At 47.6% G+C, this 23,218-nt stretch carries 24 protein-coding genes; 16 read left to right on the plus strand and 8 right to left on the minus strand.

The genetic code is table 11. The features are described 5' to 3' along the window. Positions 1-103 precede the first annotated feature (103 nt). The 5 genes from WCK19_RS00360 to WCK19_RS00380 all read left to right on the plus strand — a co-directional run bounded on the left by WCK19_RS00360 (position 104) and on the right by WCK19_RS00380 (position 5,920). Positions 104-1,309, plus strand: a complete 1,206-nt coding sequence (locus WCK19_RS00360) for a glycosyltransferase family 87 protein (protein ID WP_342395352.1) — start codon at positions 104-106, stop codon at positions 1,307-1,309. Between the two features lie 49 nt (positions 1,310-1,358). Next, entirely contained in the window at positions 1,359-3,416 is a 2,058-nt protein-coding gene (locus WCK19_RS00365) for a hypothetical protein (RefSeq protein WP_342395353.1), read from the plus strand. Positions 3,417-3,529: 113 nt separating this feature from the next. Continuing rightward, positions 3,530-4,642: a peptidylprolyl isomerase gene (locus WCK19_RS00370; RefSeq protein ID WP_342395354.1), complete on the plus strand. Its 1,113-nt coding sequence runs from the start codon at positions 3,530-3,532 to the stop codon at positions 4,640-4,642. A 94-nt stretch (positions 4,643-4,736) separates the two neighbouring features. Further along, the gene (locus tag WCK19_RS00375; RefSeq protein WP_342395355.1) at positions 4,737-5,174 is read left to right on the plus strand and encodes a peptidylprolyl isomerase; all 438 of its coding nucleotides are present in this window, start codon (positions 4,737-4,739) and stop codon (positions 5,172-5,174) included. Positions 5,175-5,212: 38 nt separating this feature from the next. Further along, a complete protein-coding gene (locus WCK19_RS00380) occupies positions 5,213-5,920 on the plus strand; it encodes a hypothetical protein (protein ID WP_342395356.1) in 708 nt (235 codons plus the stop codon). A 47-nt stretch (positions 5,921-5,967) separates the two neighbouring features. Here WCK19_RS00380 and WCK19_RS00385 read toward each other — a convergent pair whose 3' ends face one another. After that, complete coding sequence (locus tag WCK19_RS00385; RefSeq protein WP_342395357.1) at positions 5,968-6,492, minus strand: hypothetical protein; 525 nt, start codon at positions 6,490-6,492, stop codon at positions 5,968-5,970. Between the two features lie 721 nt (positions 6,493-7,213). Between WCK19_RS00385 and lysW the strand changes: the two genes are divergently transcribed. From lysW to WCK19_RS00415, 6 genes are all read left to right on the plus strand, one after another. Beyond that, complete coding sequence (gene lysW, locus WCK19_RS00390; protein WP_342395358.1) at positions 7,214-7,381, plus strand: lysine biosynthesis protein LysW; 168 nt, start codon at positions 7,214-7,216, stop codon at positions 7,379-7,381. Positions 7,382-7,384: 3 nt separating this feature from the next. Next, complete coding sequence (gene lysX, locus WCK19_RS00395) at positions 7,385-8,236, plus strand: lysine biosynthesis protein LysX (RefSeq protein ID WP_342395359.1); 852 nt, start codon at positions 7,385-7,387, stop codon at positions 8,234-8,236. 70 nt (positions 8,237-8,306) lie between these two features. Next, positions 8,307-9,359, plus strand: coding sequence for an N-acetyl-gamma-glutamyl-phosphate reductase (gene argC / locus WCK19_RS00400; protein WP_342395360.1), 1,053 nt, complete (start codon positions 8,307-8,309; stop codon positions 9,357-9,359). 44 nt (positions 9,360-9,403) lie between these two features. Next, on the plus strand, positions 9,404-9,799 hold the full coding sequence (locus WCK19_RS00405; RefSeq protein ID WP_342395361.1) for a hypothetical protein: 396 nt from the start codon (positions 9,404-9,406) through the stop codon (positions 9,797-9,799). Positions 9,800-9,834: 35 nt separating this feature from the next. Beyond that, positions 9,835-10,641, plus strand: coding sequence for a [LysW]-aminoadipate kinase (locus tag WCK19_RS00410; protein WP_342395362.1), 807 nt, complete (start codon positions 9,835-9,837; stop codon positions 10,639-10,641). A gap of 63 nt (positions 10,642-10,704) precedes the next feature. Further along, a complete protein-coding gene (locus WCK19_RS00415; RefSeq protein WP_342395363.1) occupies positions 10,705-11,889 on the plus strand; it encodes an aspartate aminotransferase family protein in 1,185 nt (394 codons plus the stop codon). 395 nt (positions 11,890-12,284) lie between these two features. Here the strand turns inward: WCK19_RS00415 and WCK19_RS00420 are convergent, their stop codons facing one another. The 7 genes from WCK19_RS00420 to WCK19_RS00450 form a co-directional block, all read right to left on the minus strand. Then, positions 12,285-12,392 carry a DUF5615 family PIN-like protein gene (locus tag WCK19_RS00420; protein WP_342395364.1) on the minus strand — a complete coding sequence of 36 codons (108 nt, stop codon included), beginning with the start codon at positions 12,390-12,392 and terminating at the stop codon, positions 12,285-12,287. Continuing rightward, on the minus strand, positions 12,389-12,613 hold the full coding sequence (locus WCK19_RS00425) for a DUF433 domain-containing protein (protein ID WP_342395365.1): 225 nt from the start codon (positions 12,611-12,613) through the stop codon (positions 12,389-12,391). The genes WCK19_RS00420 and WCK19_RS00425 overlap by 4 nt, the downstream gene beginning before the upstream one ends. Positions 12,614-12,756: 143 nt before the next feature. Then, positions 12,757-13,941 carry an aminotransferase class I/II-fold pyridoxal phosphate-dependent enzyme gene (locus WCK19_RS00430; protein ID WP_342395366.1) on the minus strand — a complete coding sequence of 395 codons (1,185 nt, stop codon included), beginning with the start codon at positions 13,939-13,941 and terminating at the stop codon, positions 12,757-12,759. 125 nt (positions 13,942-14,066) lie between these two features. Continuing rightward, entirely contained in the window at positions 14,067-14,561 is a 495-nt protein-coding gene (locus tag WCK19_RS00435) for a hypothetical protein (RefSeq protein ID WP_342395367.1), read from the minus strand. A gap of 275 nt (positions 14,562-14,836) precedes the next feature. Next, positions 14,837-15,256 (minus strand): M67 family metallopeptidase, encoded by a 420-nt coding sequence (locus WCK19_RS00440; protein WP_342395368.1) that lies wholly within the window; start codon positions 15,254-15,256, stop codon positions 14,837-14,839. Between the two features lie 2 nt (positions 15,257-15,258). Then, positions 15,259-16,143, minus strand: coding sequence for an ATP-dependent sacrificial sulfur transferase LarE (gene larE, locus WCK19_RS00445; protein WP_342395369.1), 885 nt, complete (start codon positions 16,141-16,143; stop codon positions 15,259-15,261). A 72-nt stretch (positions 16,144-16,215) separates the two neighbouring features. Then, complete coding sequence (locus WCK19_RS00450) at positions 16,216-16,620, minus strand: YraN family protein (RefSeq protein ID WP_342395370.1); 405 nt, start codon at positions 16,618-16,620, stop codon at positions 16,216-16,218. A gap of 82 nt (positions 16,621-16,702) precedes the next feature. Here WCK19_RS00450 and WCK19_RS00455 point away from each other — a divergent pair, with 82 nt between their 5' ends. The 5 genes from WCK19_RS00455 to WCK19_RS00475 all read left to right on the plus strand — a co-directional run bounded on the left by WCK19_RS00455 (position 16,703) and on the right by WCK19_RS00475 (position 23,187). Further along, positions 16,703-17,344, plus strand: coding sequence for a ribonuclease HII (locus WCK19_RS00455; RefSeq protein ID WP_342395371.1), 642 nt, complete (start codon positions 16,703-16,705; stop codon positions 17,342-17,344). Between the two features lie 24 nt (positions 17,345-17,368). Next, positions 17,369-18,544 carry an undecaprenyldiphospho-muramoylpentapeptide beta-N-acetylglucosaminyltransferase gene (murG, locus tag WCK19_RS00460; protein WP_342395372.1) on the plus strand — a complete coding sequence of 392 codons (1,176 nt, stop codon included), beginning with the start codon at positions 17,369-17,371 and terminating at the stop codon, positions 18,542-18,544. 33 nt (positions 18,545-18,577) lie between these two features. After that, the gene (locus tag WCK19_RS00465) at positions 18,578-19,840 is read left to right on the plus strand and encodes a phospholipase D-like domain-containing protein (protein WP_342395373.1); all 1,263 of its coding nucleotides are present in this window, start codon (positions 18,578-18,580) and stop codon (positions 19,838-19,840) included. Between the two features lie 112 nt (positions 19,841-19,952). Continuing rightward, positions 19,953-22,952: a serine/threonine-protein kinase gene (locus WCK19_RS00470; protein ID WP_342395374.1), complete on the plus strand. Its 3,000-nt coding sequence runs from the start codon at positions 19,953-19,955 to the stop codon at positions 22,950-22,952. Continuing rightward, on the plus strand, positions 22,924-23,187 hold the full coding sequence (locus WCK19_RS00475) for a hypothetical protein (protein WP_342395375.1): 264 nt from the start codon (positions 22,924-22,926) through the stop codon (positions 23,185-23,187). Before WCK19_RS00470 ends, WCK19_RS00475 begins: the two co-directional genes overlap by 29 nt. Positions 23,188-23,218: the final 31 nt, after the last annotated feature.

Here is a 23,218-nt window from a genome sequence, read left to right on the forward strand (position 1 = left end):
AATTAAATAGTACTCTGCTAGTACTATAAGGCTATCAAATTACTTACTTTTTATAGCTATGAAAAATAATTCAGCCCCTTCAGAAAATCGCTCGGATTTGAGTTTGAATAATACTATTATTCCACCAGCCTTTAGCTTTGCGTTGCTCTGTTTATTTATAGTTGCTTCTATTTCTTTTTATTTCTCTTATACCTCCCAACGAAATGCGGTTGCCGATTTCTACATCGAGTGGAAAGGAACACAGGTAGCGCTAGAGGGTGGAAATCCCTATAGCAATGAAACAACGCGCTTGATTCAGTTGGGCAGTAAAGGCAGGTTGGTTGAACCGGGAGAAGATCAACTGGCTTTCGTTTATCCGTACTGGAGAATCTTTTTTAACGCGCCAATCGCCTTTCTATCCTATGATTGGGCTTCAGCTGCTTGGCTGGGTTTTCTACTAACGCTCTATTGCGGGGCTTTGTATTTGCTTCAGCGTGGTTTGAATTGGAAATCGAAGTCTCCTATCAAAAACGCTTTCTATTATCTAGCTTTTATCTTTTCCTTCCCTGCTTTTTCCTCTTTGATGTTAGGGCAATCAGCTTTGTTGGTAACGGCGTTTATCGGTGGGGTTTATTATTTTCTCAAAAAGGGCGCAACCGGAACTGCCGGCGTTTTGCTAGCTCTGGCTACAGTCAAACCGCAACTAACTCTAGCGCTGATTCCTCTGCTGCTGATAAGAGCGTTGTGGAGACGCGAATGGCGTTTCATTATCGCTTTCTTCGTTACAATGGGTTTGCTGGCAGCAATCTCATTTATATTGTTTCCCGCTTGGTTAAGCGAATTTATAGCAGTTGCAACACGCTATCCTAGTTACAAGCCATCGCTCACCGGTACGGCTTTTGCGTTTGTGTGGCTAGACGGAGCAGTTGGTACAATTCTGGGATGGTTTTGCTGGTTGCTGCTGGCATGCGCCGGAGTATGGCTGTGGTGGCGTTTTACGCTAATAGAATCTGGTAAAATAAAAGCGGGCTTGGCTTATGACCTATCTTTTTCGATTGCCCTCATTCTTACACTTTTGCTACCGCCCCAAACCAATATCAGCAACCCTGTATTACTATTCGTACCTATTGCGCTGCTGATGAGCCGAGCAAGTGAGCGTGGGTTCTGGAGTCTCGCGCTGGGAATTATTGTTATTTCATGGTTAATTTATTTTCTATTTTACAGCGTAGCATACGGAGCAGTAATAATCATTCCACCAATATTAATAGCAATATTTTTGTTTTTCAACTTCCGAAAAGTGTTGTCTGAGCTTAACACAAATGCAAATTGAACCTCAAAATAAAGCACAATCGCCTGAAAAAAAGAAAAGTATATTTAAGATGCAGCGCTTAACCGGGACGCTTATCACATTTTGGGCAGTTATAATAGTGGCGGCATGGTTTGCGATACATCGCCCCTTTTCGGTAGATGCGCTGGGAATTTCCGCTTCCGCCGATATTGCCGCAGGAGTAGGACGAACCCTGTCAGATTTGTTGCTGCTGGCAGCGATAGCAACGGGAGCAGAAGCAAGCGGTTTCAGGCTGCTGGTGTGGCTAAAAATTAAAGAGGGCGCAACAGGGCTGGAAGCGGCGTTGTATGCTTTTGGGCTTGGGCTTGGCGTTGAAATCTTCACGGTATTGGGTTTAGGGCTACTGGGAGGCTTGAACAAGCCTGTTATGTATTTGTTGCTGCTGGGTTTAATTCTACTCAACCCACGCCAGAGCTTGCAAGTACTAAGAGGCTATCAAAAGCTGGTTCTTAAAATTTGGGGTTGGTTTCTGGGCGCAAACTGGTGGGAACGCGCTCTTGGGCTTTATCTGGGTATTGCATTGGCTATTCCTCTGACAATTGCTCTCAGCCCGGTTTTTAGCTGGGACGCAATTATGTATCATCTGGCTGCGCCCAAATTATATGTTCAAGCTGGTAGAATTTACAATATTTTTGAAATGCCCACCGCCAGTTATCCTTTTGGAATAGAAATGTTGTACACATGGGCGATGGTTTTGCAAGGCGATGAATTGGCACAGACCATTCACTGGTTATTTATGCCGTTAGGAGGGGCAGCAATTTGGGCTTTTGCCGAACGCTTTTTTACCGGGCTAGATGAGCATAACCGCCAAAGAGCAGCCCTTCTCACAGTTACTCTATATTTCTCGGTGCCACACGTACAGTTGCTGGCAAGTTGGGCTTATACCGATTTGCTAATTGCCTTCTACGCCCTGATTGGGCTTCACGCCCTGCTGATAGCTATCAGTAGAGGTAATAAAACCTCTTGGGGTTATGTAGCTATAGCTGCGGTGTTTGCCGGATTAGCGTTTAGCGGTAAGTACACCGCCGTTACCGTAGCAATCTCGATAGTAGCCACAGGGCTTTATTTTGCGCTGGTAACAGGACAATTTCAGGTGAACCGTTATGCTAGATGGGGCTTTTTGTACGGAGGAATAGCATTTGCAGTGGTGTTACCTTGGCTTATCCGTAACTGGTTCTTTACCGGCAACCCGGTTGCTCCTATTTTCTGGGGTGTAAATGGATGGCAACTTGACGAAATTGCCCCAATAGTTGGTAAAGGTCTGGGACAAGCTTTGAGTCTGGAAATGGTATTGGGACGACCCTTCAAAGCAGCTATTTTTGGTGCTGCCGGGGGTGTAATGGATGCCACCATTTCGCCTTTATACTTGGCTTTTTTACCGCTGACGGTGTGGGCGGCTTGGCGCGAAAAAGTAGCGGCAGCATTGCTACTCAATGTCGGAGTACAATATTTCTGCTGGATTGCTATAATCGTTTCAACTGCACAACTTGACCATAGCCGCATTCTGCTACCCACCTTCCCTCTGTTGGCATTGGCTACGGGCTATGGGCTGGCGATTTTACCTTCACTTAAAGTCGGGATATTGAAAACCTTTGCAGCCTTTTTACTCGGAATTTTCTTGCTTGGAAATCTTTTGAATCTGGGATTGTGGTTTGCAGCCGCCGATACTGCGCCTTATCTGGCGGGATTACAAACCAAAGATACTTTTTTGAACGGTATTCTAGGTTCGCAAATAAGAGCGGCGCACTTTGTAAATGCCCTCCCACAAGATAGCTACACCTTTTTCCTATTCGAGCCACGCAGTTATTATTTTGACCGAAAGGTTGCTCCTGATTTGAACGGCGGTGAAATCTTTTATTTTGTAGATAATCAACCTACGCCTGAAAAAATGCTGGCTGATTTGAAGCAGCGGGGTGTAACGCACCTGTTGGTCTGGGAAGCAGGCTTGAAATTTATGCAGGAGAACCCCGACTATGCAAAACCCGAACGGGCGCAAGCGGCTGTTAAGTTGCTAGAGGGCTTGAAAACCCGTTATCTGACTTTGCTGTATGAGGAAAAAGGGCAGTACAACGTGTATGCGCTTGGATAACGCTATCCCACTATTGGCTTCCAGCCTCAGAGTTTGACGTTATCAAGCTTTGGGGTTAAAATTTTGAGCGTTTTAATATACTAGAATATCATTCTTTTTTTGAGGAGAAACTTTTGGGACGCAAATTTAAGTTTTCCAGAGCGCTGGCACTATTAGCGGTTAGTACCATGATTGGGGCGCTTCTAGCGGCTTGCGGCACTACCACCGCTACTTCCGTACCAGTCGCAACTATAAACCCGTTTAATGCACCGATAACCCCCGTACCGACTCCGGCGGTTTCTGCAGCTGCCGATGCCCTTCCTAACTTAGCTTACAGTAGCAATAGTAAAGAAATAAAGGTCAGCGATACTATTGCCAAGCAAGTTATCACGAATATTGGCTCTGCTGCCTCGCTGGTCGGCAAATTCAACGGTAACAAAGTTAGCCTTTATTCTTCAAGCGACTCTAAGGAAACGATTGAGGAATACTATCGCAAGCTTATGATTAGTGGTAGTTGGGGCGCGTTCAATCGGCAGGAAGATGATTTTGGAACCATTCTGGTATATCAGAAAGCCGGAACCAAACTGGTAATTACTATAAATAAGCTAAGTAGCATAGACAATTTCCCGGATGACTTGAAAAGCCAGCTAAAACAGAACGATAGCCTGATTTTGGTGGCAACGGGTATCCCAACTGACCCGCCGCCAACCCCGCTGGTTATTCCGGGTACACCTATCGCTAATGTTGGCGCAAATCAGAAGAAAATCTTCACAATCGAACTGGATAAGGGCGGCACTATTACAGGAGAGCTTTATCCCGACCTTGCGCCTATTTCGGTGGAAAACTTTGAAAAGCTTTCCAGTAGCGGTTTTTACAATGGCTTGAACTTCCATCGGGTTGAACCGGGTTTCGTGGTGCAGGGTGGTGACCCGAAAGGGGATGGTACGGGCGGTCCCGGCTACACTATACCTGGTGAGTTTGAAACCAATACTGGGGTTTACACCCTACCGGCAAACCTGAAAGATAAAGCAAAACACGTTTATGGTTCGCTGGCAATGGCACGTTCCGCCGACCTGAACAGCGCGGGTAGCCAGTTCTACATCGTGACCGGACAGGAAGCCGATGTCAACGTAGCGGGCTTGAACGGTAAATATGCTGTTTTTGGTAAAGTCACACAGGGTATGGATTTGGTAGTAAAAATCCAGAAGGGTGACAAAATCAAGAGTATCAAAATCGAGGTTAAATAAATTAACCATTGACCCTCTCTTAAGCGGCTGTTACAATTCCTGCGTAAGGAGTTTTAACAGTTGCTTATTTTTTAAGAATAGGAGATATACTACGATGGCGACTAAAATTGCTACCATCAAACTGGCAAACGGTAGTACGATTAAAATTGAGCTTTACCCCGATAGCGCTCCAACCACGGTGGAAAATTTTGAAAAGCTTTCCAGTAAGGGTTTTTACAATGGTCTGACCTTTCATCGAGTAGAACCGGGTTTCGTGGTGCAGGGTGGTGACCCGAACGGAGATGGCACCGGCGGTCCCGGCTACAAAATCAAGGCAGAATTTAACGAGCGCAAACACATTACCGGAACTTTGGCAATGGCACGCGCCAGCGACCCCAATAGCGCCGGTAGCCAATTCTACATTTGCCTCGCTCCCGCGCCTTTCCTAGACAAACAATACACCGTGTTTGGTCAAGTAACAGAAGGAATGGAAGAAGTGCAAAAAATTCGACGGGGCGACAAAATGACAAGCGTCACCGTTGAAACCATTTAAAGTGATTTTCACACTTTCAGGTTGCGCTTGATTCTCTGATGCAAATAACGTTGGATAGCCTTGAACTAAATCTTGAACCGAGTTCAGGCTTGAAGCCTGAGATTGTACGGGCGGCTATGCAGAGAGCGGTTGAATACTTCGGCTCACTGCATAGCCCTACCGGCAATCTTTGGGATACACGCGATCAAAACAATAACCTGATGCTTGGCAAGTTTACCTATAATACTGCCGTAGGCATATTGCCCGGCACTACCCTTGAGCAACACGGTGCGCTCGAACACCATGCCCGCGAAATATTGGGAGAGCTTGATGAGAATTATGTGGTTGACCGTATCGAGCAGGTGGTGAGTGGTCGCACTCTTAGCTTAATGGGGTATGTTTCGGGTGGTTCATCCAGTTATGGGATGGTAGCTTTCCAGTTAGACCCACATTTGATGTATCTGCCAATGCCTCAGAGTGATAGGGTTTTTGAGACTGTCAGCCGTGCCTGTTATCTGCTGATTAAATCCGGTATGAATCCCCTAAAACCGACTGCCTTTCACGCCGAAATCAACAATCGCTACGGCTTCAGCCGTTACGCCAAATTGGAACACGACCGTCAGATAGCGGAAGGCAGACCAGAGCATGAGCTACCGCGCTATAAAAGCCATATTTACATTACCATGCCACACTTGTTACCGCTCAACGAAGATTTGATAGCCGAAGATTTGGTACGCGCCAACCTGCTACATTGGTCAAGGGGATAAAAAAACCCTTCCGATTTTCACAGGAAGGGTTTAGTCCGAAAATTTTTCTACCAGCGGTTACGGCGGTTCCAAGGATCATTTTTCCCCCTGTTTCTTCCACCTCTAATCAAACTCTTTAGCTTTTTCCAAGTAAAGACCGAATCTTGCTCAACCAAATCGCCGCGCCAGTATTGAGTTGTGGAGTCTTTATCAGGGTTTCCACCGAAGAATCGGATGAATATGGGCGCGATATAAAGTGCTAATCCGGTTAGCGCCAACAATTGCGCCACTATTTGGATACTGCTGAAATTCTCACTCACCATCAAGCCGAGAATAATAAAGAAGAATCCAAAAATAAGGTAGGCTAAACTCCCGGTAATTTTATGTTCACGAAGCCATTTACCAAAACCCGCCCCGAAAGAGTGCTTAGCGCGTATCGGGCGGGGCGGCATAGGCTGTAAAACTCCAATATTGGTTGGTGTTGGTTTCCTTTTAGGTTCACGCTCACGCTCTTTTTCTTGAGAAGGAGTTTCAGGAATAAAAGTATCCATCTTCTCCAGAATTTCGCGTATTTCTTTTTCGTACTTCTTCATGGCTTCACCATCCCGCTAGATAAGGTTTGGTCGGTTATATGACCAAAAGCCCCACAAAGGCGTGGAGCGCGTTCAATCTGTGTGTCAGATTGAAAAGACTGTGAGAGCAGGGGTTCAAAGTTTTAAGTATGTATTTTGATTGACCGGCATTGCTAAGGAGAACTAAAACAATACGGGGCTTTGCTGAGACTCTACTACAAACGTGAGCTGCTCCCCACACAGCTATATTTACATTTTAGAACAGGCTTGTGGAAAAGTAAATAGCATAAAATTCGGATTTGTAAGAACTTTTACAGATTTTTAGGTTTGACTCACCTGCGTCAGTGATGTAAAATTTCAAAGTCAAATTTTCACAGGCTAATAAAGCCAAGACGCGGATAGTTAGAAGCTGTGGCAAGCTGCCAGAGAACCGCCCCAAGCGCTGTAAGGGTGGTCAGCATGTCGCTTCGAGAAAGACCGCCGAGCTAACGGAAGAAATTTTGCGGGTTTATACCGCCAAAAAGTAGAACCGTTCGGGATGCTCCCGTTACAGAGCGCCGGTTGTATAAACCGGGCGAGGCTGCTTATCGTAAGGTTTGCAGCGAAGTAAGGTGGTAACACGAATTAGGTGATTGCTTTGTGCGACACATTCGTCCTTATAAAAATGGGCGGAAGTGTCGTTTTTTTGTTATATTATCATGGTCAAAATAGCTCTAAATTCATTGTAAAAGGAGATATGAAAATGCCAGCTGAATGTCCTGAATGCGGCGCAACCTTGAACCTCGCTGCGAATGTAGAAAAAGGGGAAATCGTACAATGCCCCGATTGTGGCGCAGAACTGGAAGTAGTCAGTGTCAATCCGGTAGAACTGGCGGTAGCGCCCGAAGAAGAAGAGGATTGGGGCGAATAAACCATGAAGATCGGCATGCTGCTTTCGCGGGTCAGAGTGGAGGAAAAATTACTTTTTGCCGAGTTTGAAAAGCGCGGCATTGGTTTTGACCGTCTCTACGACCCGGAACTGGTTTTTGATCTTGAGACTAAACCATTTGAATATGATGTGGTGGTGGAACGTTGCATTAACCATAGCCGCGCCCTCTACGCTCTCAAAATATTGAACGACTGGGGTATTCCCACCGTCAACACCTATCACGTGGCGAATGTTTGCGGTAATAAATTTCTTACCACCCAAGCGTTGATTCACGCCGGTGTAGCAAGCCCTATCACCAAACTGGCTTTTACCCCCGAATCGGCTTTGCAAGCGATTGAAGAACTAGGCTATCCGGTAGTTATCAAGCCGCCGGTAGGTTCTTGGGGACGCTTGTTGGCAAAGCTCAATGATCGCGAAGCCGCCGAAGCTGTTCTCGAACACAAGGAAACGCTCGGTCATTACGAACATAGCATTTTCTATGTGCAAGAATATATTTCCAAACCCGAACGCGATATTCGCGCCTTCGTGGTAGGCGGTGAAACGATTTGCGCTATTTATCGCCGCAGCCCTCACTGGATTACCAATACGGCGCGTGGCGGGGAAGCCACCAATTGCCCCATAACGCCGGAGCTTAACGAAATTTGCGTGCGTGCCGCCAAAGCAGTAGGGGGTGGCGTAGTAGCAATTGACGTGGTAGAAGACAAAAATCGGGGCTTCTTAGTAATCGAAGTAAATTACACAATGGAGTTCCGCAACAGCATAGACACCACCGGGGTCAACATCCCTGCCAGAGTGGTAGATTATGTGCTGGAAGTAGGCACCGGTAAGCATTCATAATTATAGAATGAGGGAAACGGGATGAAGTTAGCCTGACTCCCGTTATTCTTGAAATCAGGAGATAGAAAAATTGTCTGGCAGCAAGATTAGAGTAGGCATAGTTGGCGGTAGCGGTTACACCGGGGGCGAATTATTGCGAATTCTGCTTGGGCATCCCCATGTGGAAGTAACGCAGATTACCAGTGAAACCAACAGCGGCAAGTTTGTTCACATCATTCACCCAAACCTACGCAAGCGCACCGAACTCAAGTTCATCTCCATGACTCAGCTTGAGGAATGCGATGTATTGTTTTTGGCACTTCCGCATGGCTCTGCCATGGGCAAAATTGACAAGTTCGCCCAACTTGCGCCGCGCATTATTGACCTTTCCGCCGATTTTCGACTGCGCGACCCCGCCGATTACCCGAAATGGTATGAGCATGAACACCCCAACAGGGAATGGCTCTCTAAATTCGTGTACGGCATCCCTGAATTGCATCGTGAGCAAATCCGCGAGAGCAATTACGTAACCGGGGCGGGTTGTTCTGCTACCGCTGTGGCGTTGGGCTTGATGCCCTTATTTAAACACGGGCTGGTAGATACCAATATCATAGTGGCTGAAACTAAAATCGGCTCTAGCGCGGCAGGTAACAAACCAAGCCTTTCAGGGCATCACCCGGAGCGCAGCGGTGTAAGCCGAATTTATCAGGCTACCGGACACCGCCACAGCGCCGAAATTATTCAGGAACTTAGCTTCGGCACTAAACCCAATATACACCTCACCGTTACCTCAGTCGAGGCGGTGCGCGGTATCCTTGCAACCTGTCACGTTTTCCTGAAAGAAAATTTGCAGGAGAAGGACATCTGGAAGGTGTATCGTCAGGCATACGGCAATGAGCCATTTATCCGCATCGTCAAAACCAAAGAGGGGATTTATCGCTACCCACAGCCGAAGATTCTGAGCGGCTCCAATTACTGCGACATAGGGTTCGAAAAAGACGAGAACAGCAATGCGCTGGTGGTTATCTCAGCAATTGATAACCTCGTTAAAGGCGCGGCGGGTAACTGCGTACAGGCGATGAACCTCATGTTTGGGTGGGAGGAGACGCTGAGTCTTGAATTTACCGGGCTACACCCTGCCTGATAGCTGATTTTTTGAAGAGCGATTGTAAATAGAAGGGCTGGCATATGGACTGGATAGAATATCTGGGGCGACAAAACATTGAAAACTGGATTATCAAGCAGTTCGCAAACGCTGCCGAAAATTTGTTGTTCTCCAGAGACGATGCGGTAGGCTATGTTGAGCAAGCTTTCGATTACATCGAGAAGCACGACTTGATAGACTCGCTCTTACAACTGGATAAACGCACCATTTGCCAGATTATTTATCGAATCGCGATGAGACCAGCCGAAGAATATCTCTGGCAGGTACAAATTGACATGGCGTTGGCAGGCAAAGTGGATACTCCAGATGGCGCAATATATTATTACACCAAGAAGGCTGAGGATATTGGAGAGCGTAAAGCTACCTACCTACTCTCGGTGGAATTGAGCAAGCGGCGCGGTATCTCACCGCACTGGTAATATTGAATAAATTTTTAGCCTAAGAGAAAAGACAAATGATAGTCGTAAAAGTCGGGGGCGGTAAAGGAATTAATTACGAGGCGGTAACCTCAGATTTAGCCGAATTGCATGCTGCCGGGCAGAAAATTGTGCTGGTACATGGCGGTTCTTACGAAACCAACGTCCTCAGCGAAAAACTGGGACACCCGCCCAAGTTTGTGACCAGCGTTTCGGGCTACGAAAGTCGCTATACCGACCGCGAAACGCTCGAAATCTTCGAGATGGTTTATTGCGGTAAGGTCAACAAAAGCATCGTAGAAATGTTGCAAGCTAAAGGCGTAAATGCGGTAGGCTTGAGCGGGATTGACGGGCGTTTGCTGGAAGGTACGCGCAAGGATGCTATCAAAATTATTGACAGCGAGGGGCGCAAGCGCATTTTGCGGGACGATTTCACCGGCAAAGTGGAAAAGGTCAATATCGGGCTACTCACCTTGTTGCTGGATAACGGCTATTTGCCGGTAGTAACGCCTCCCGCTATCAGCTACGCGGGCGAGGCAATCAACGTAGATGGCGACCGCGCCGCCGCTATTATTGCTTCTTCGCTAGGAGTTGACCAGCTTATCATTTTGAGCAACGTGCCGGGCTTGTTGCGGGACGTGAAGGACGAAAGCTCGCTCATCACCCATATTGAAAAAGCCTTTGTGGAAGAGAGCATGAGCTTTGCCGAAGGGCGCTTCAAGAAAAAGGTAATGGGCGCATCGGAAGCGTTGCAAGAAGGCGTAAAAGAGGTGATTTTCGCCGATGCGCGAGTGGATAAACCCATTTCCGCTGCAATCGCGCACAAAGGCACAGTAATCAGTTAATTATTTTGGATAACCTGTTTTCTGAAACGGGTTACTATCCCCTGAGTTTGATGGAGGGAAAAAATGTCCGAAACGCTTGAAGTTGTAGATCAAATCAGAGCCACCGAAGATAGCCTTGAAGTGGGCGTATATCCCAAGCGCGAAGTAAATATAGTGCGAGGGGAAGGGGCTATCCTGTGGGACGATAAAGGCAATCGCTACGTGGATTGCGTGGGCGGTCAGGGTGTGGCAAACGTGGGTCACTGCAACCCGTTGGTGGTGAAAGCCATCGAGGAACAGGCTAAACGCTTAATCACCTGCCCTGAGATTTTCTACAATGATAAGCGTGCGGAACTTTTGCGAAAACTGGTCGAGGTTGCCCCCGCCGGATTGCGCCGGGTCTTCCTTTGCAACAGCGGTACAGAGGCGATAGAGGCTTCCATCAAGTTTGCACGCCTCATTACAGGCAAAACCGATATCATCGCCACTGTACGTAGCTTTCACGGTCGCTCGATGGGTGCGCTGAGCGCAACGTGGGAGAAAAAGTATCGCGAACCTTTTATGCCGTTAGTGCCGGGCTTCAGTCACGTACCTTACGGTAAAATCGAGCCATTGCGTAATGCCATTACCGAAAATACCGCCGCAATTCTGGTTGAGCCGATTCAAGGTGAAGGCGGGGTGCATATACCGCCCGCCGGATACCTGCGCGAGTTGCGCCAACTTTGCGATGAAACAGGGGTATTGCTGATTTTGGATGAGATTCAGACAGGCTTCTGCCGAACTGGCAAGTTCTGGGGTGGCGACCATGAGGGTGTGCGCGGCGACATTATGGCGCTGGCAAAAGCCATCGGCGGTGGCATGCCGATGGGTGCGGTGCTGATTGACGAGAAGTTCGGCGAACTGCAAAAAAGTACGCATGGCACAACCTTTGGCGGTAATCCGCTTGCATGCGCTGCCGCTATAGCTGCCATCCAGTTCATGCAGGATAACAAACTAGAGGAACGAGCCGCCGAGATGGGCGATTATCTGCGCTCTCGCCTTGCACCGCTTGCGGAAAAGGGCGATGTGGTGCGCGAAATTCGCGGACGTGGGCTAATTACCGGCATCGAGCTAAAGCAGAAGGTCGTACCCTATCTGAAAGCCTTGCTGGAACGGGGCGTGTTGGCGTTACCTGCCGGTCCGAACGTGTTACGCCTACTTCCGCCGCTGGTCATCGAGAAAGCCGATCTTGATTTCGCGATTGAGCAACTCATCGCGGTTCTGAGCTAATCTCAGCGTAAAAGAACAAATAGAAACGGCATGACCACGCCGTGCAGCGTGCTAAAGCTGGGCGCAAGCAGTGTCAACAATCATCTAATTTCCTGCAAAAAAAGTGAAAGCCCACCGTGTGAGCGGCGGGCTAAAATTGTGTCGGGAAGAGGATACGCTTTTATGTATCTTTCAGATTTTATGTTCTAATAATATACGGAAATTTGTTCGTTGTCAATAGGCATGTGGCTTTTTTCGCCAATTTCCTGAAAAACCCGATTTTGGACACTGGGCGCATCCGTTCCTCTCACAATTCATTAGCCCATCAGGGATATGTCACTAACATCTCAATCTGCGTCTTTGGTCACAATCATAAAGTGATTAAGTTCGGCATATCTCCAGACGGTTCTATCTTATTAGGCGCTACAAAGCCCAACAGCAGAAACATGAAGCGAGTCTGGATATAAATCTTCCAGCATATTAACCAAACGTGGGGAGAGATTCTGGTCGAAAAGCAACTTCATTCTTTAACCGTCAACATCAGCTTTTCCCGGTCAGCCGCATAACTCAGGCTGGCAAGAATATCTTCTTTCGTCAGGTAGGGGAAATCTTGCAAAATTTCTTCCACTGACATGCCGGAAGCCATATATTCTAGAATATCGTACACGGTGACGCGCATGCCCCGGATACAGGGCTGCCCTCCGCGCTTTCCCGCTTCAATCGTAATAATGCCTTTATAATCCACACTAACGCCTTTTTGTTTTTTACAAAAGGTTTTGCCTATTCAGACCCTATAGTAATCAGCTTGGGCAGTTTCGGCAATAACCCAAACCATATTTATCAACTGCATCGAATATGGACGCATCCAACTACCAACACGCCCTGTTTTCAGTCTGCCAACGCTTGCTCAAGGTCGGCGATAATATCCGCTACATCTTCTACTCCCACCGAGAGACGGATAAGTCCCGGCAGAATCCCGGCAGCGCGTAATTCTTCCTCAGTCTGGCGCGAATGTACCATCGAGGCAGGATGCGTGATAAGCGTCTCCACGCCACCCAAACTAACCGCTAACACACAAATTTTGGTGCGCCCGATTAGGCGATAGGCTGCGGCAAAGCCGCCTTTCATATCAAAAGCCAGCATTCCGCCGAAACCGCCTTTCATTTGGCGTTTTGCCAACACGTGTTGCGGGTGCGAGGGCAAGCCCGGATAAAAGACTTGCGATACCGCCGGATGCTTTTCCAGATAGTGCGCCACTTCCATAGCGTTGCGATTGTGCGCCGCCATCCGCAAACCGTAGGTTCTCAGACCGCGTTGCAACAGCCACGCCTCGAAGGGATGCAAAACCGGACCCATCACTCGCGCATAATCCCACGCCCGCTCTATCAAAGCCTGCTTACCCAGAATAACCCCTGCCGTCACATCGGCATGCCCGTTGAGATACTTTGTGGCGCTATGTATCACCACATCGTAGCCAAGTTCTAGCGGACGCTGATTCCATGTCGAAGCGAAAGTGTTATCGGTAATAGCCAACGCGCCCGCCGCATGCGCTATTTCGGCGGTAGCTTTCAGGTCGGTCAAATCCATAGTGGGATTGGTGGGCGATTCGGTATAGATAATTTTCGTATTGGGGCGAACGGCGCGGGCAAAGGCTTCAGGGTCACGCTGATCCACGAGCGTCACTTCCACCCCGTAAGAGGGCAAGGTATTGGTAAATAGTGTCAACGTAGCGGTATAGTGGGTATTCTGGGCAATCAGATGGTCACCTGCTTTCAGGTTGGACATCAAAGCGATACTAACCGCCGCCATGCCGGAACCAACCGCCAACGCCGCTTCCGAACCCTCCAAGTCAGCCAACGCAGCTTCCACCTGTTTGGTATTGGGCGTACCGTAACGCCCGTAAAGCGTGGCAGGCGCAATCACATTTGATAATTCCGCGCCCTCTTCTGGGCTATTGACCCGAAAAGTGCTGGTCTGGTAAATGGGAGGGCTAACGGCGGTGGTATCATCGGCAATACGAGGCGCATGGATAAGGCGGGTTTGAATGCCGTGACCAGAGGGAGAAGTAGCCATTTATAAAAGTTCCTTTCAAATTGAGAAAAAGTTAGGTGGCATAGCACAACAGACTTCTGTACATACGACCAAGCTATCATTTCACAGGTAGTAGCAAGCCTGAATGATTTCGTATCTATATCAGCTTAGCCCAAATTAAAGCAAACATCCCACATCCAGCCCTGATTTTTAGAACCATCATCCAATTCTACATTTATCCAGCGTATTCCTTCCGCTTCGGCGACATTCCCTAGAATTATAAATACAATGCCAGGGCGATATTCACCCTTCGTACCTTTGGTAGTGGAAGGTTCAGGACGTAGATTACAATTCGTTAACAACGCCAGTTTTTTAAGAGCAGGGGTAGGGGTTGCCGTAGATACTGGTTTTGGTACTGGAGTAGGCGAAGGCGCTATTATCGCAAGGGTAGTGCGGCTAACCGTTGTGGTTGCAGGTGTATTTACTATCGGGGAACTATTGCGCCCAAAATTCTCTACTAGATTAGAAAAATCTGCCCGGCTTAACACCATAATCAGAATTACAAAAGCGGTGATAGAGGCAATAGATATGATGGTAACATCGGCACAACCCATAGTAGGTCCTTTGTGCCGCAAATAATCCCGCTCTCGTCTGTCAAACATACCTTATTCCCTGCTCGTTTTGCAATGTGTGACTCTGTTAGTTCAAATTTCAATTCATATATTACACTAAAAAGCATTTAAAACTCAAAAAGGCTCACCCGCTACCATTGGTGAGCCTCTTTGAGAGGAGGAGAGATTAAGTTCATCTAAGAGATTTATTTCTATTTTTTCTTTACTATTTATATTGTAAAACATTAAATGTTAATATTCAATAGCTACAACGTACTACATGTCTAAATATTTATTAATCTAGGTCTTGAATTTGTTTCGCCATTCTAAATCACTTCAAGTTTAGTTTCGTGAGCGCGTCCCTTCTCAATCCGATAAGCGCGAGTCTCACAGTCTAAAGTGCCGTTATTGTTTTCAAAAACCGAGGTAATCAGGTACACCACCCCCGGCAAATCTGCCAGCCTTATATCGGTTTGGCTAGGACGAGCAGGATAGCGCGGGTGCGAATGGTAAACCCCGGTCAATTTCATGCCCCGCATCTCAAACGCCAGTAAAGTTTCCAGCGTCTGCTCCGGCGCGATATTGTATTCCAATTGCGGTTGCCCTGAGATATTGTGGGCAGGCTTTAGCTCCATTGCCTGACCAAGCACACTCCCGCCGAGAAAACCGCAAATCTCATATGGAAAGCCCTCTCGCGCCAGTTGCTCGACATTTGCCAACGCCTCGCGCTTGATAAAGAAATTCACGCCTATGTAGTCGTCTTTCGCTTAATCTGAATTACTTCGTTCAGGCTTCCGATGCGATAGCCATCTAAATCAAGCGCCACATAGCTGTAACCAAGCCGATGCAAACCCTCAGTTACCTGAGTACGGATGGGTTCCTGCACAAAAAGAGGCAAATCGGCGGGCGAAACTTCGAGACGTGCCATTTTATCGTAGTGGCGCACGCGCACCCCGCTAAAGCCCAAATCCTGTAGTAGTTCTTCCGCTTTGCCAATTATCTCCAGCGCCTCAACCGTAACCGTAGAGCCGTATGGAATACGCGAACTGAGACATGCCGCAGCAGGCTTGTTCCAAGTAGGCAAGCCAAGCGTCTTTGATAGGGCGCGAATATCTAATTTACCCAACCCTGCTTCTTGCAAAGGGCTACGCACTTGCAACTCTTTGGCAGCCTTCATACCGGGGCGGTAGTCGCCCATATCGTCTAGGTTAAACCCATCGGCGACAAATTTAAATCCGCCACTCGCCGCTATTTCACTAAGTTCCGAAAAAAGCGTGTTTTTGCAGAAATAACAGCGTTGTGGGCTGTTTTCCACATATCCAGCACGCTCCATTTCGTTGGTCTGAGTAATAATCAGCCGCGCTCCCATTTCTTCGGCATGCTTGCGGGCAAGCGCAATCTCACGGGGGGGTATGCTTGGCGAAATTGCAAGGCAACCTGCCGCATTCTCCGCGCCAAGCGTCAGGTCGGCAACTTTAAGCAACAAAGCACTGTCAACGCCGCCACTGTAAGCAACCAAGACCGATTCCATTTCAAGCAAGATACGCTGCAAATGTTCAGCTTTTTCGGCAAGCTCAGTCTCAAGCTCACCAAAAGGATTAATTATTCTATTATTAGCAAAATCTATAGTCATTTTATTAATATTCCTGATTGGTATTAGGCAAAACAGCTATATTCTTCAGGTTAGCACAGCGTCAAACCCAAATCAACCCTCCAGAATGTTCTCAACCACTTCAAGCCGTTCGAGTAAGCCGCTCCGGTTGAATTGTACCGCTACCAAATCGTAGCGACATTCCGGCGGCTCACCATGTGCATCATATAATTCAGGATGAGCTTGTAGATACAAGTCACCTAACAAGTGCAGGGTTCGCAGCTTGCGGGATGTCAGAGACTCTTCGGGGCTACCGGATTGGTCGCCACGTCTTGTACGCACTTCTACAAAAACAAGGCATTTTCCCTGCCAAGCCACTAGGTCAAATTCACCATAACGGCAACGCCAGTTTGCCTCTATAATTTTGTAACCCACCGCCGCTAATTTCTCGGAAGCCAAACGCTCCCCAAGGTCTCCCAATTTTTTGCGGGCTTTAGAGTCAGGTTGGTGCCTATCCATAATTATACGCTCTCTAGGTTGCGAAACGCTCATGCAAAGTGTAAACTTTGCTTAGATTGATGTCAACAAAGAATTCTTACTTATGCCAATATTTCCAAATCTTGAATTTGAACAAGCCCTTTGGCTAGAGGGGAAAATCCGCCTAGTAGGCTTGGATGAGGTTGGGCGTGGCGCTTATACTGCCAGTGTAGTAGCAGCAGCGGTAATCTTGCCCAACGATGAAAAAGCCCTCTCTGGGTTAGCCAGTGTACGTGACAGCAAAATGCTATCGCGTGAAGCGCGTGTGCGCCTTGTTTCGGTAATCCGTCAAACGGCGGTTGCCTACGGTATAGGAGCAGCCTCCCCTGCCGAAATCGAACGATTCAATATCCGAGGGGCTACCGCATTGGCGATGAAACGCGCCTTGAACAGAATCGGAGCATACGACCATCTGCTGGTTGATGGTTTGCGGGTAAAAGAGCTAGGTTTGGAACAGCAAACCGCCATTGTGAAAGGCGACGCGCTGTGCCTCTCCATTGCATGCGCTTCCGTAATCGCTAAAGTTTGCCGCGATGGGCTGATGTACAAACTGGCAGCGCGTTATCCCGGCTACGGCTGGGAAAACAATGTTGGATACGGTACGCCCGAACACATAGAAGGGCTAAATCGTCTTGGAATTACGCCGCATCACCGCCGCAGTTTTGCCCCGATTCGCGCATTACTACGGTGTGACGATAGCGCATAAACCAACACTAAAGGAACGGGAATTTTGAGTAGAGAAATCCGCATACTGGTTACGGGCGGTGGTACAGGTGGGCATGTGACTCCGGCAATAGCGGTAGTCCGCGCCATCCGTGAGCAAGCGCAAAATACCGCTTGGAAGCCTGTATTCCGCTATCTGGGCAATAAACGCGGCATCGAAAGCAAATTGGCAGTCGAAGCGGGCATCGAATTTGAAGGCGTAGAAAGTGGCAAGTTGCGCCGCGCTTATAACTTGCGTGGTTACTTTACTCGTGAGAATATCGCCGATGCTTTCCGAATCCCGGTTGGTATCGTGCAAGCACTCTGGAAAGTGTGGAAGTTTCATCCCCATGTGGTTTTAAGTACCGGAGGCTATGTCAGTGTGCCGCCTGTAATAGCCGCTTGGTTATTGCGAGTCCCGGTTATAACCCACGAACAAACCGTCCAAATTGGTCTTGCCAACCGGATAACGGCGCGGTTTGCCCGCACTATAGCCCTGACATTTGAAGGAGCAGCGCAGGAACTACCGCCCCGCTTACGGCGCAAAACTAGAGTAACAGGCAACCCGGTACGTTCTATAATTTTTAAGGGTGACAAAGAAAAAGCAATAGCCCATTGTAGTTTTGACTCTTCCGATAATCACCTACAAACCATTTATATAACCGGAGGGGCGCAAGGAGCGCGTATCATCAACCGAGCGATAGAGGCAGTTTTAGGCGAGTTGCTGCAATTTTGCCGAATTATGCACCAATGCGGGCAACAACCCGCAGGCGATGAGCAGGATTACGACCGCTTGGCAAAAGTAGAAAGCAGGTTGCCTACACAGTTGCGCCACCGCTACTGGCTAACCCGTTTTGTGGGAGATGAAATCGGAGATGTGTTCGCCCTTACCAACTTGGTAATCAGTCGCGCTGGCGCAGGAACGGTTACTGAGGTTTCGGCATTGGGTAAACCAGCGATTTTCATCCCCCTAGTGCCAACCGGCGGTGATGAGCAAACGCGCAATGCGAAGCGTAGCGTTGAAGCGGGCGCAGCAGTTATTATCCCACAAGCAGAATTGAACGGGGAGCGTTTGCTGGATGAAATCAAGAAGCTTCTAAAGAATACCCAACAACTTGAAGCAATGGGCAAAGCCGCGCTAACGCTGGCACGCCCTAACGCAGCGCATGATTTGGCGCAAGTTGTTTTGCAGGCTGTTTTATAATCTATTCCTTTTACAGAGAGGAGTCCACACTAGATGGCTGGTAATCAAGGTAATAAAAACGATCCTGAAAATTATGTGCCACAGCGAGAACGCACCATCAAGACATTACTTGTCTCCGGTATCGCGTTAATTGTGGTAGCAGCTATCGCGATTGTAGCATTGTTGGCGCTAGGCGGTAGCCAAACCCCTACCGCCGTAGTAACGGCTGAAGCTACCGAAAACCCACAGCAAGAGGTTAGTAGCGTTTTGGATACAACCCCCAAAGCTATCGAAAGTGCTGTAGTTGAGGGTGCGCTTGGCTCAGGTGGTTACTATAAAACCGATTGGTACTGGTTATACTTTACTGCGCCTGTTTACCCGGATAATCCTAACAATCACAAAGGCGGTCTTGACCAATACTTAACTAATTTCATCAGTACCGCCCAAAGCACCGTTGATATAGCCGATTATGACTTTGATTTGGCAAACGTAGCGGACGCAATGGTAGCTGCCGCAAAGCGAGGCGTGCGGGTGCGAATGGTTACAGACACCGATACCCTCACCAATAAAGACAAAAATATTCAAGCGGCTTTCGATAAACTGAAAAAAGCCAATATCCCTATTGTGGATGATCAACGCGGGGCGATTATGCACAACAAGTTCACGGTGGTGGATAATAAGGTGGTCTCTACCGGAAGCTGGAATTACACCGATGGCGATACTTATCACCTAAATAATAATGTGATTTTTATTACAAACCAACAATTGGCGCAAAATTATACTACCGAATTTGAGAAAATGTTCACCAAGAAGCAGTTCGGACCGAACAAAGATAAAGGCGTACCCTATCCTTCTCTGCTCCTCGGAAACACCAAAATTGAGAATTATTTTTCAGCCGAAGATGGAGTTGCCCAAAAGATTGTAGATAAAATCGGCGCTGCTAAATCCAGCATTTATTTTATGGCTTTCTCCTTTACTCATAACGGAATCGGCAAAGCCATTATGGATAAAGCAAAAGCAGGGGTGAAAGTCGGTGGCGTTTTTGAAACTACCGGTTCACAAACCGTTTATTCTCAGTACAAAAAAATGCTGGAGCAAAAGCTGGACGTTTATACGGACGGCAATCCTTGGGTTATGCACCACAAGGTTATTATCATAGATGAGCATATCACAATCTTTGGCTCATTTAACTTCAGCGACAACGCCGACAAGTCCAATGATGAAAATTTGCTAATTATTGACGATGAAGGGCTGGCTAAAGCCTTCAAAACCGAATATGACCGGGTATTGGAAGTGGCTAAAGCTAAAAAGAAATAGCAGCGTCACTTTTACTCCGCACCGCGTTTGGTGCGGATTTTTTATGCTCAAAATATCGGTTATAATGAATTGGAGTTTCCCCGTTTCATAAGCTGGAAGGAATATTGAAAATATGTTGCAGGCTGGAGACGTAATCAGTGGAACCTATCGGCTAGAGCGAAGATTGGGAAAAGGCGGTATGGGCGAAGTTTGGCTGGCACACCATAACCTCCTTGATGAGTCACGTGCAATCAAGATTGTATTGGGTGAACTTGCAGAAAACACCCAATTACGAGATAGGTTTGTGCGGGGAGAAGCCCGTAATGCACTGCGATTGGAGCGACATCCCAATATAGTGCGGGTTTATGAGCTTAGCCAACACAAAAATATGCCTTACATGGTCATGGAATATGTGGAAGGCAAAAGCCTACGCGACCTCATGAATCTGCGTAAACCGATGCCCCTCTTTGAAACGGGCGAGATTCTGCGACAGGTTGCCGCTGGACTGGAAGCCGCACACCGACAAGGGATGATTCACCGAGACATTAAACCTGCCAACGTTCTGATTGACGAGAAAAACGGAAATATTGCCAAACTTACCGATTTCGGACTGGTCAAAAACCTTGATTCGGATGGCGATAGCGGCTTGACCGCAACCGGGCAGTATATGGGAACGCCCTTTTATATGGCACCTGAACAAGCGCATGGTAATGCCGACAAACGCAGCGACATTTATTCGCTGGGCGCAATGGTTTATGAGATGTTGGCAGGGCGACCACCCTTCATCGGAGCTACCACTTCCGTAATCGTGCAACATGTCACCACGCCACCGCCACCTTTGAGGGAATTTAACCCCACCGTGCCGGCTGATGTGCAAAATGTAATTCTACGCGCCCTTGCCAAAACCCCCGAAGACCGTTTCCAGAGCGCTACCGAATTTTACACGGCTTATCAGCATGCCCTTAATATAAGCAACCCTAATTATAGTGAAAAAACTACGCCACTTGGTATGGTAGAGCCAATGCCGAATCCTAGCACCTTTGATATGTACCAGAATCCACAAACCCCATCCTCCCCAAATCCGGCGCATATTTCGGGCGCGAATACCCCACCTGACCTGAAATTGCCTAACGTAGCCAACCAAACACCTACGCCTACACCCACAGGTGAAAAATTCGGGAAAATGCCGTTATTAGTGATTATAGGCAGTGTAATCTTAATTCTGGCTACCGTGGTTGCAATGCTGCTGCTGATAGTTTCAGGCAATTCGAGCAGCAGTTCCAATGGCGCTTCCGCCGTCACCATCGGCGCATTTCGTCCAATAACAGCTTCTTACCCTTTACCTACGCGAAACGGTGAATCCAGAATCTTGGCGGGAGTTCCTCAGAACAATATAACTGCAATGGATATTTCACCGGATGGAAGTGTAATTGCAACAAGTTATAGCAATGCAACGTTAATAACATGGCGTGCTGAAACGGGAAAAGAGTTAACCCGACTGACAGGTTTTAATGGCTCCGTAAACGGGTTACGCTTCTCACAAGATGGAAAGCAACTATTGGGATGCGGTTCAGCTAGTTCTTTGCTTATTTGGAATATGCCCGATGGTAAAATCCTACGTACTTTAGAGGGTCAAACCGTCACTGCGGTGGCTTGTGATTTTATAAATAGCGGTAAAACCGTGTATTCAATAGCCGAAGATAACTCGCGCCGTCAGTGGGAGCTAAACAACCCCGGCAATACCCCTGCTAATGTGCAACCCGGACAAAGGCTCGAATCCAATCTGGTAACTTTCTCGCCCGATGGCAAATTCGTAGCGGTGATTGATAAGCCACAAAATCTTTCCATTACCAACCTTACTACCTTTAGTGAAGCGGGGCGGATTGCCTTACAAACTAACGAGAATATTACGGCGGTTGCCTTCAGCCCTTCGGGTAATGTACTGGCTACTGCGGTTGACGATGGTTCTTTACGCTTCTGGAATATTATCGCCAATCAAAATACAATGAGCTTTAACCCTTCAGTAAAACTAGCATTACCTAATACGGAAACGCTATCAGCATTGTTATATACACCGGATGGGAAATTTCTCATTGCAGGTAATAGCGAGGGACACTTGGAAGTATGGGAGGCTGAACAGGGTAAGCAAATTGCAGAGTCTAACCCCCATGAACGTAGCATAACCCGCCTTAAGTTGATGCCCGGCTCTAAACAAGTGGTAACTGCTTCAAACGATAATACGGTTGCCATCAGCACGTTAGAGGGGCTAAAGCTGGACAAAAGCATAGGCTCGGCATCCTCACCAGCGAGAACTATGGCACTTTCACCAGAAGGGCAACAGGTTGCTTTTACCCAAAACAAAAAAATCGTACTATTCGACCTTGCAAAAGGTACTATCCGCTATCAGTTAGAAGGTCATAAAAACACGCCCTATAATCTGGCTTTCTCGCTAGATGGCAAGCGGCTTGTCTCAACCTCCTACGATGAGCTATTGCTATGGGATACAGAAGCTGGCAAGCAAGCGGAGATTGCACAATTCGATAATGCCATCGGAGGCATTGCTTTTTCGCCGGATGGTAAAAAGCTGGCGGTTGGCTCTTACAAACAGGTTTATCTTTATGATACAAGCAATTACCGAATTGCCAAAGAATTAAAGCCGAACACACAGGAAGAAATCAGCGCCACCAGCCTAGCATTTTCAGATAACCAGACTCTGGCGCTGGTATGGGGCAATAAAAATACCTATCTTTGGAATATAAATGGCAACGAACAACCAAAATTGCTGACCAAAGAAGATGATAATATCGCCACTCTGGCGATTTCGCCTGATAAAAAACTTCTCGCGGTAGGTAGCAGCGGTAAGGTGCGTATGTACGACCTGCCAAGCGGCAAGGAAAGGCTTTTGCTAGACACAAAAGATTATGCGGTGCGACAATTGACTTTTGACTCATCGGGAAAGCGGCTTGCGGCTGCGCTACCGGGCAATAATATAATAATCTGGCAATTGTTGAATCAAACTCCGGTCAGCCTGCAAGGGCATCAGGATAGCATTACAGGCTTTGCCTTCGTACTGGATGAGAACTATGGCTTAAGCGCATCGGAGGATGGCACACTGCGAATCTGGAAAGTTTAATTATAAAACCAAATATGGGATTAGTACGCTCTTGGGGATGAGTCGCGCACCCCTTGACATGGTTCATGAATTAGGTTATAATGCGCTTGAGTTTGAAAATTACGGTAAGTCGCCCTCCTCCCGACAAGTGGACGAGCAAACCTTTTTCAAACGCGAGTCTGCCGACCCCACAATTAGAATGGCAGTACAAGCAAAACCCCGGTTTGTGAGCAACTGGGGTTTGATTTTTTCATAAGAAAATTGCCTCTACCTGCGTAAAAATCCGT

This window comes from Candidatus Chlorohelix sp., assembly GCF_037138995.1.
Lineage (GTDB): Bacteria > Chloroflexota > Chloroflexia > Chloroheliales > Chloroheliaceae > Chlorohelix.

Coding starts and splice junctions, on each gene's coding strand:
- WCK19_RS00475 (WP_342395375.1), top strand. CDS start 22,924: ATGGCACACTGCGAATCTGGAAAGTTTAATTATAAAACCAAATATGGG.
- larE (WP_342395369.1), bottom strand. CDS start 16,143: ATGACTATAGATTTTGCTAATAATAGAATAATTAATCCTTTTGGTGAG.
- WCK19_RS00375 (WP_342395355.1), top strand. CDS start 4,737: ATGGCGACTAAAATTGCTACCATCAAACTGGCAAACGGTAGTACGATT.
- WCK19_RS00455 (WP_342395371.1), top strand. CDS start 16,703: ATGCCAATATTTCCAAATCTTGAATTTGAACAAGCCCTTTGGCTAGAG.
- WCK19_RS00430 (WP_342395366.1), bottom strand. CDS start 13,941: ATGGCTACTTCTCCCTCTGGTCACGGCATTCAAACCCGCCTTATCCAT.
- WCK19_RS00415 (WP_342395363.1), top strand. CDS start 10,705: ATGTCCGAAACGCTTGAAGTTGTAGATCAAATCAGAGCCACCGAAGAT.
- WCK19_RS00380 (WP_342395356.1), top strand. CDS start 5,213: ATGCAAATAACGTTGGATAGCCTTGAACTAAATCTTGAACCGAGTTCA.
- WCK19_RS00435 (WP_342395367.1), bottom strand. CDS start 14,561: ATGTTTGACAGACGAGAGCGGGATTATTTGCGGCACAAAGGACCTACT.
- WCK19_RS00470 (WP_342395374.1), top strand. CDS start 19,953: ATGTTGCAGGCTGGAGACGTAATCAGTGGAACCTATCGGCTAGAGCGA.
- WCK19_RS00405 (WP_342395361.1), top strand. CDS start 9,404: ATGGACTGGATAGAATATCTGGGGCGACAAAACATTGAAAACTGGATT.
- lysW (WP_342395358.1), top strand. CDS start 7,214: ATGCCAGCTGAATGTCCTGAATGCGGCGCAACCTTGAACCTCGCTGCG.
- WCK19_RS00385 (WP_342395357.1), bottom strand. CDS start 6,492: ATGAAGAAGTACGAAAAAGAAATACGCGAAATTCTGGAGAAGATGGAT.
- WCK19_RS00450 (WP_342395370.1), bottom strand. CDS start 16,620: ATGGATAGGCACCAACCTGACTCTAAAGCCCGCAAAAAATTGGGAGAC.
- WCK19_RS00365 (WP_342395353.1), top strand. CDS start 1,359: ATGCAGCGCTTAACCGGGACGCTTATCACATTTTGGGCAGTTATAATA.
- WCK19_RS00465 (WP_342395373.1), top strand. CDS start 18,578: ATGGCTGGTAATCAAGGTAATAAAAACGATCCTGAAAATTATGTGCCA.
- WCK19_RS00420 (WP_342395364.1), bottom strand. CDS start 12,392: ATGAAGTTGCTTTTCGACCAGAATCTCTCCCCACGTTTGGTTAATATG.
- lysX (WP_342395359.1), top strand. CDS start 7,385: ATGAAGATCGGCATGCTGCTTTCGCGGGTCAGAGTGGAGGAAAAATTA.
- WCK19_RS00410 (WP_342395362.1), top strand. CDS start 9,835: ATGATAGTCGTAAAAGTCGGGGGCGGTAAAGGAATTAATTACGAGGCG.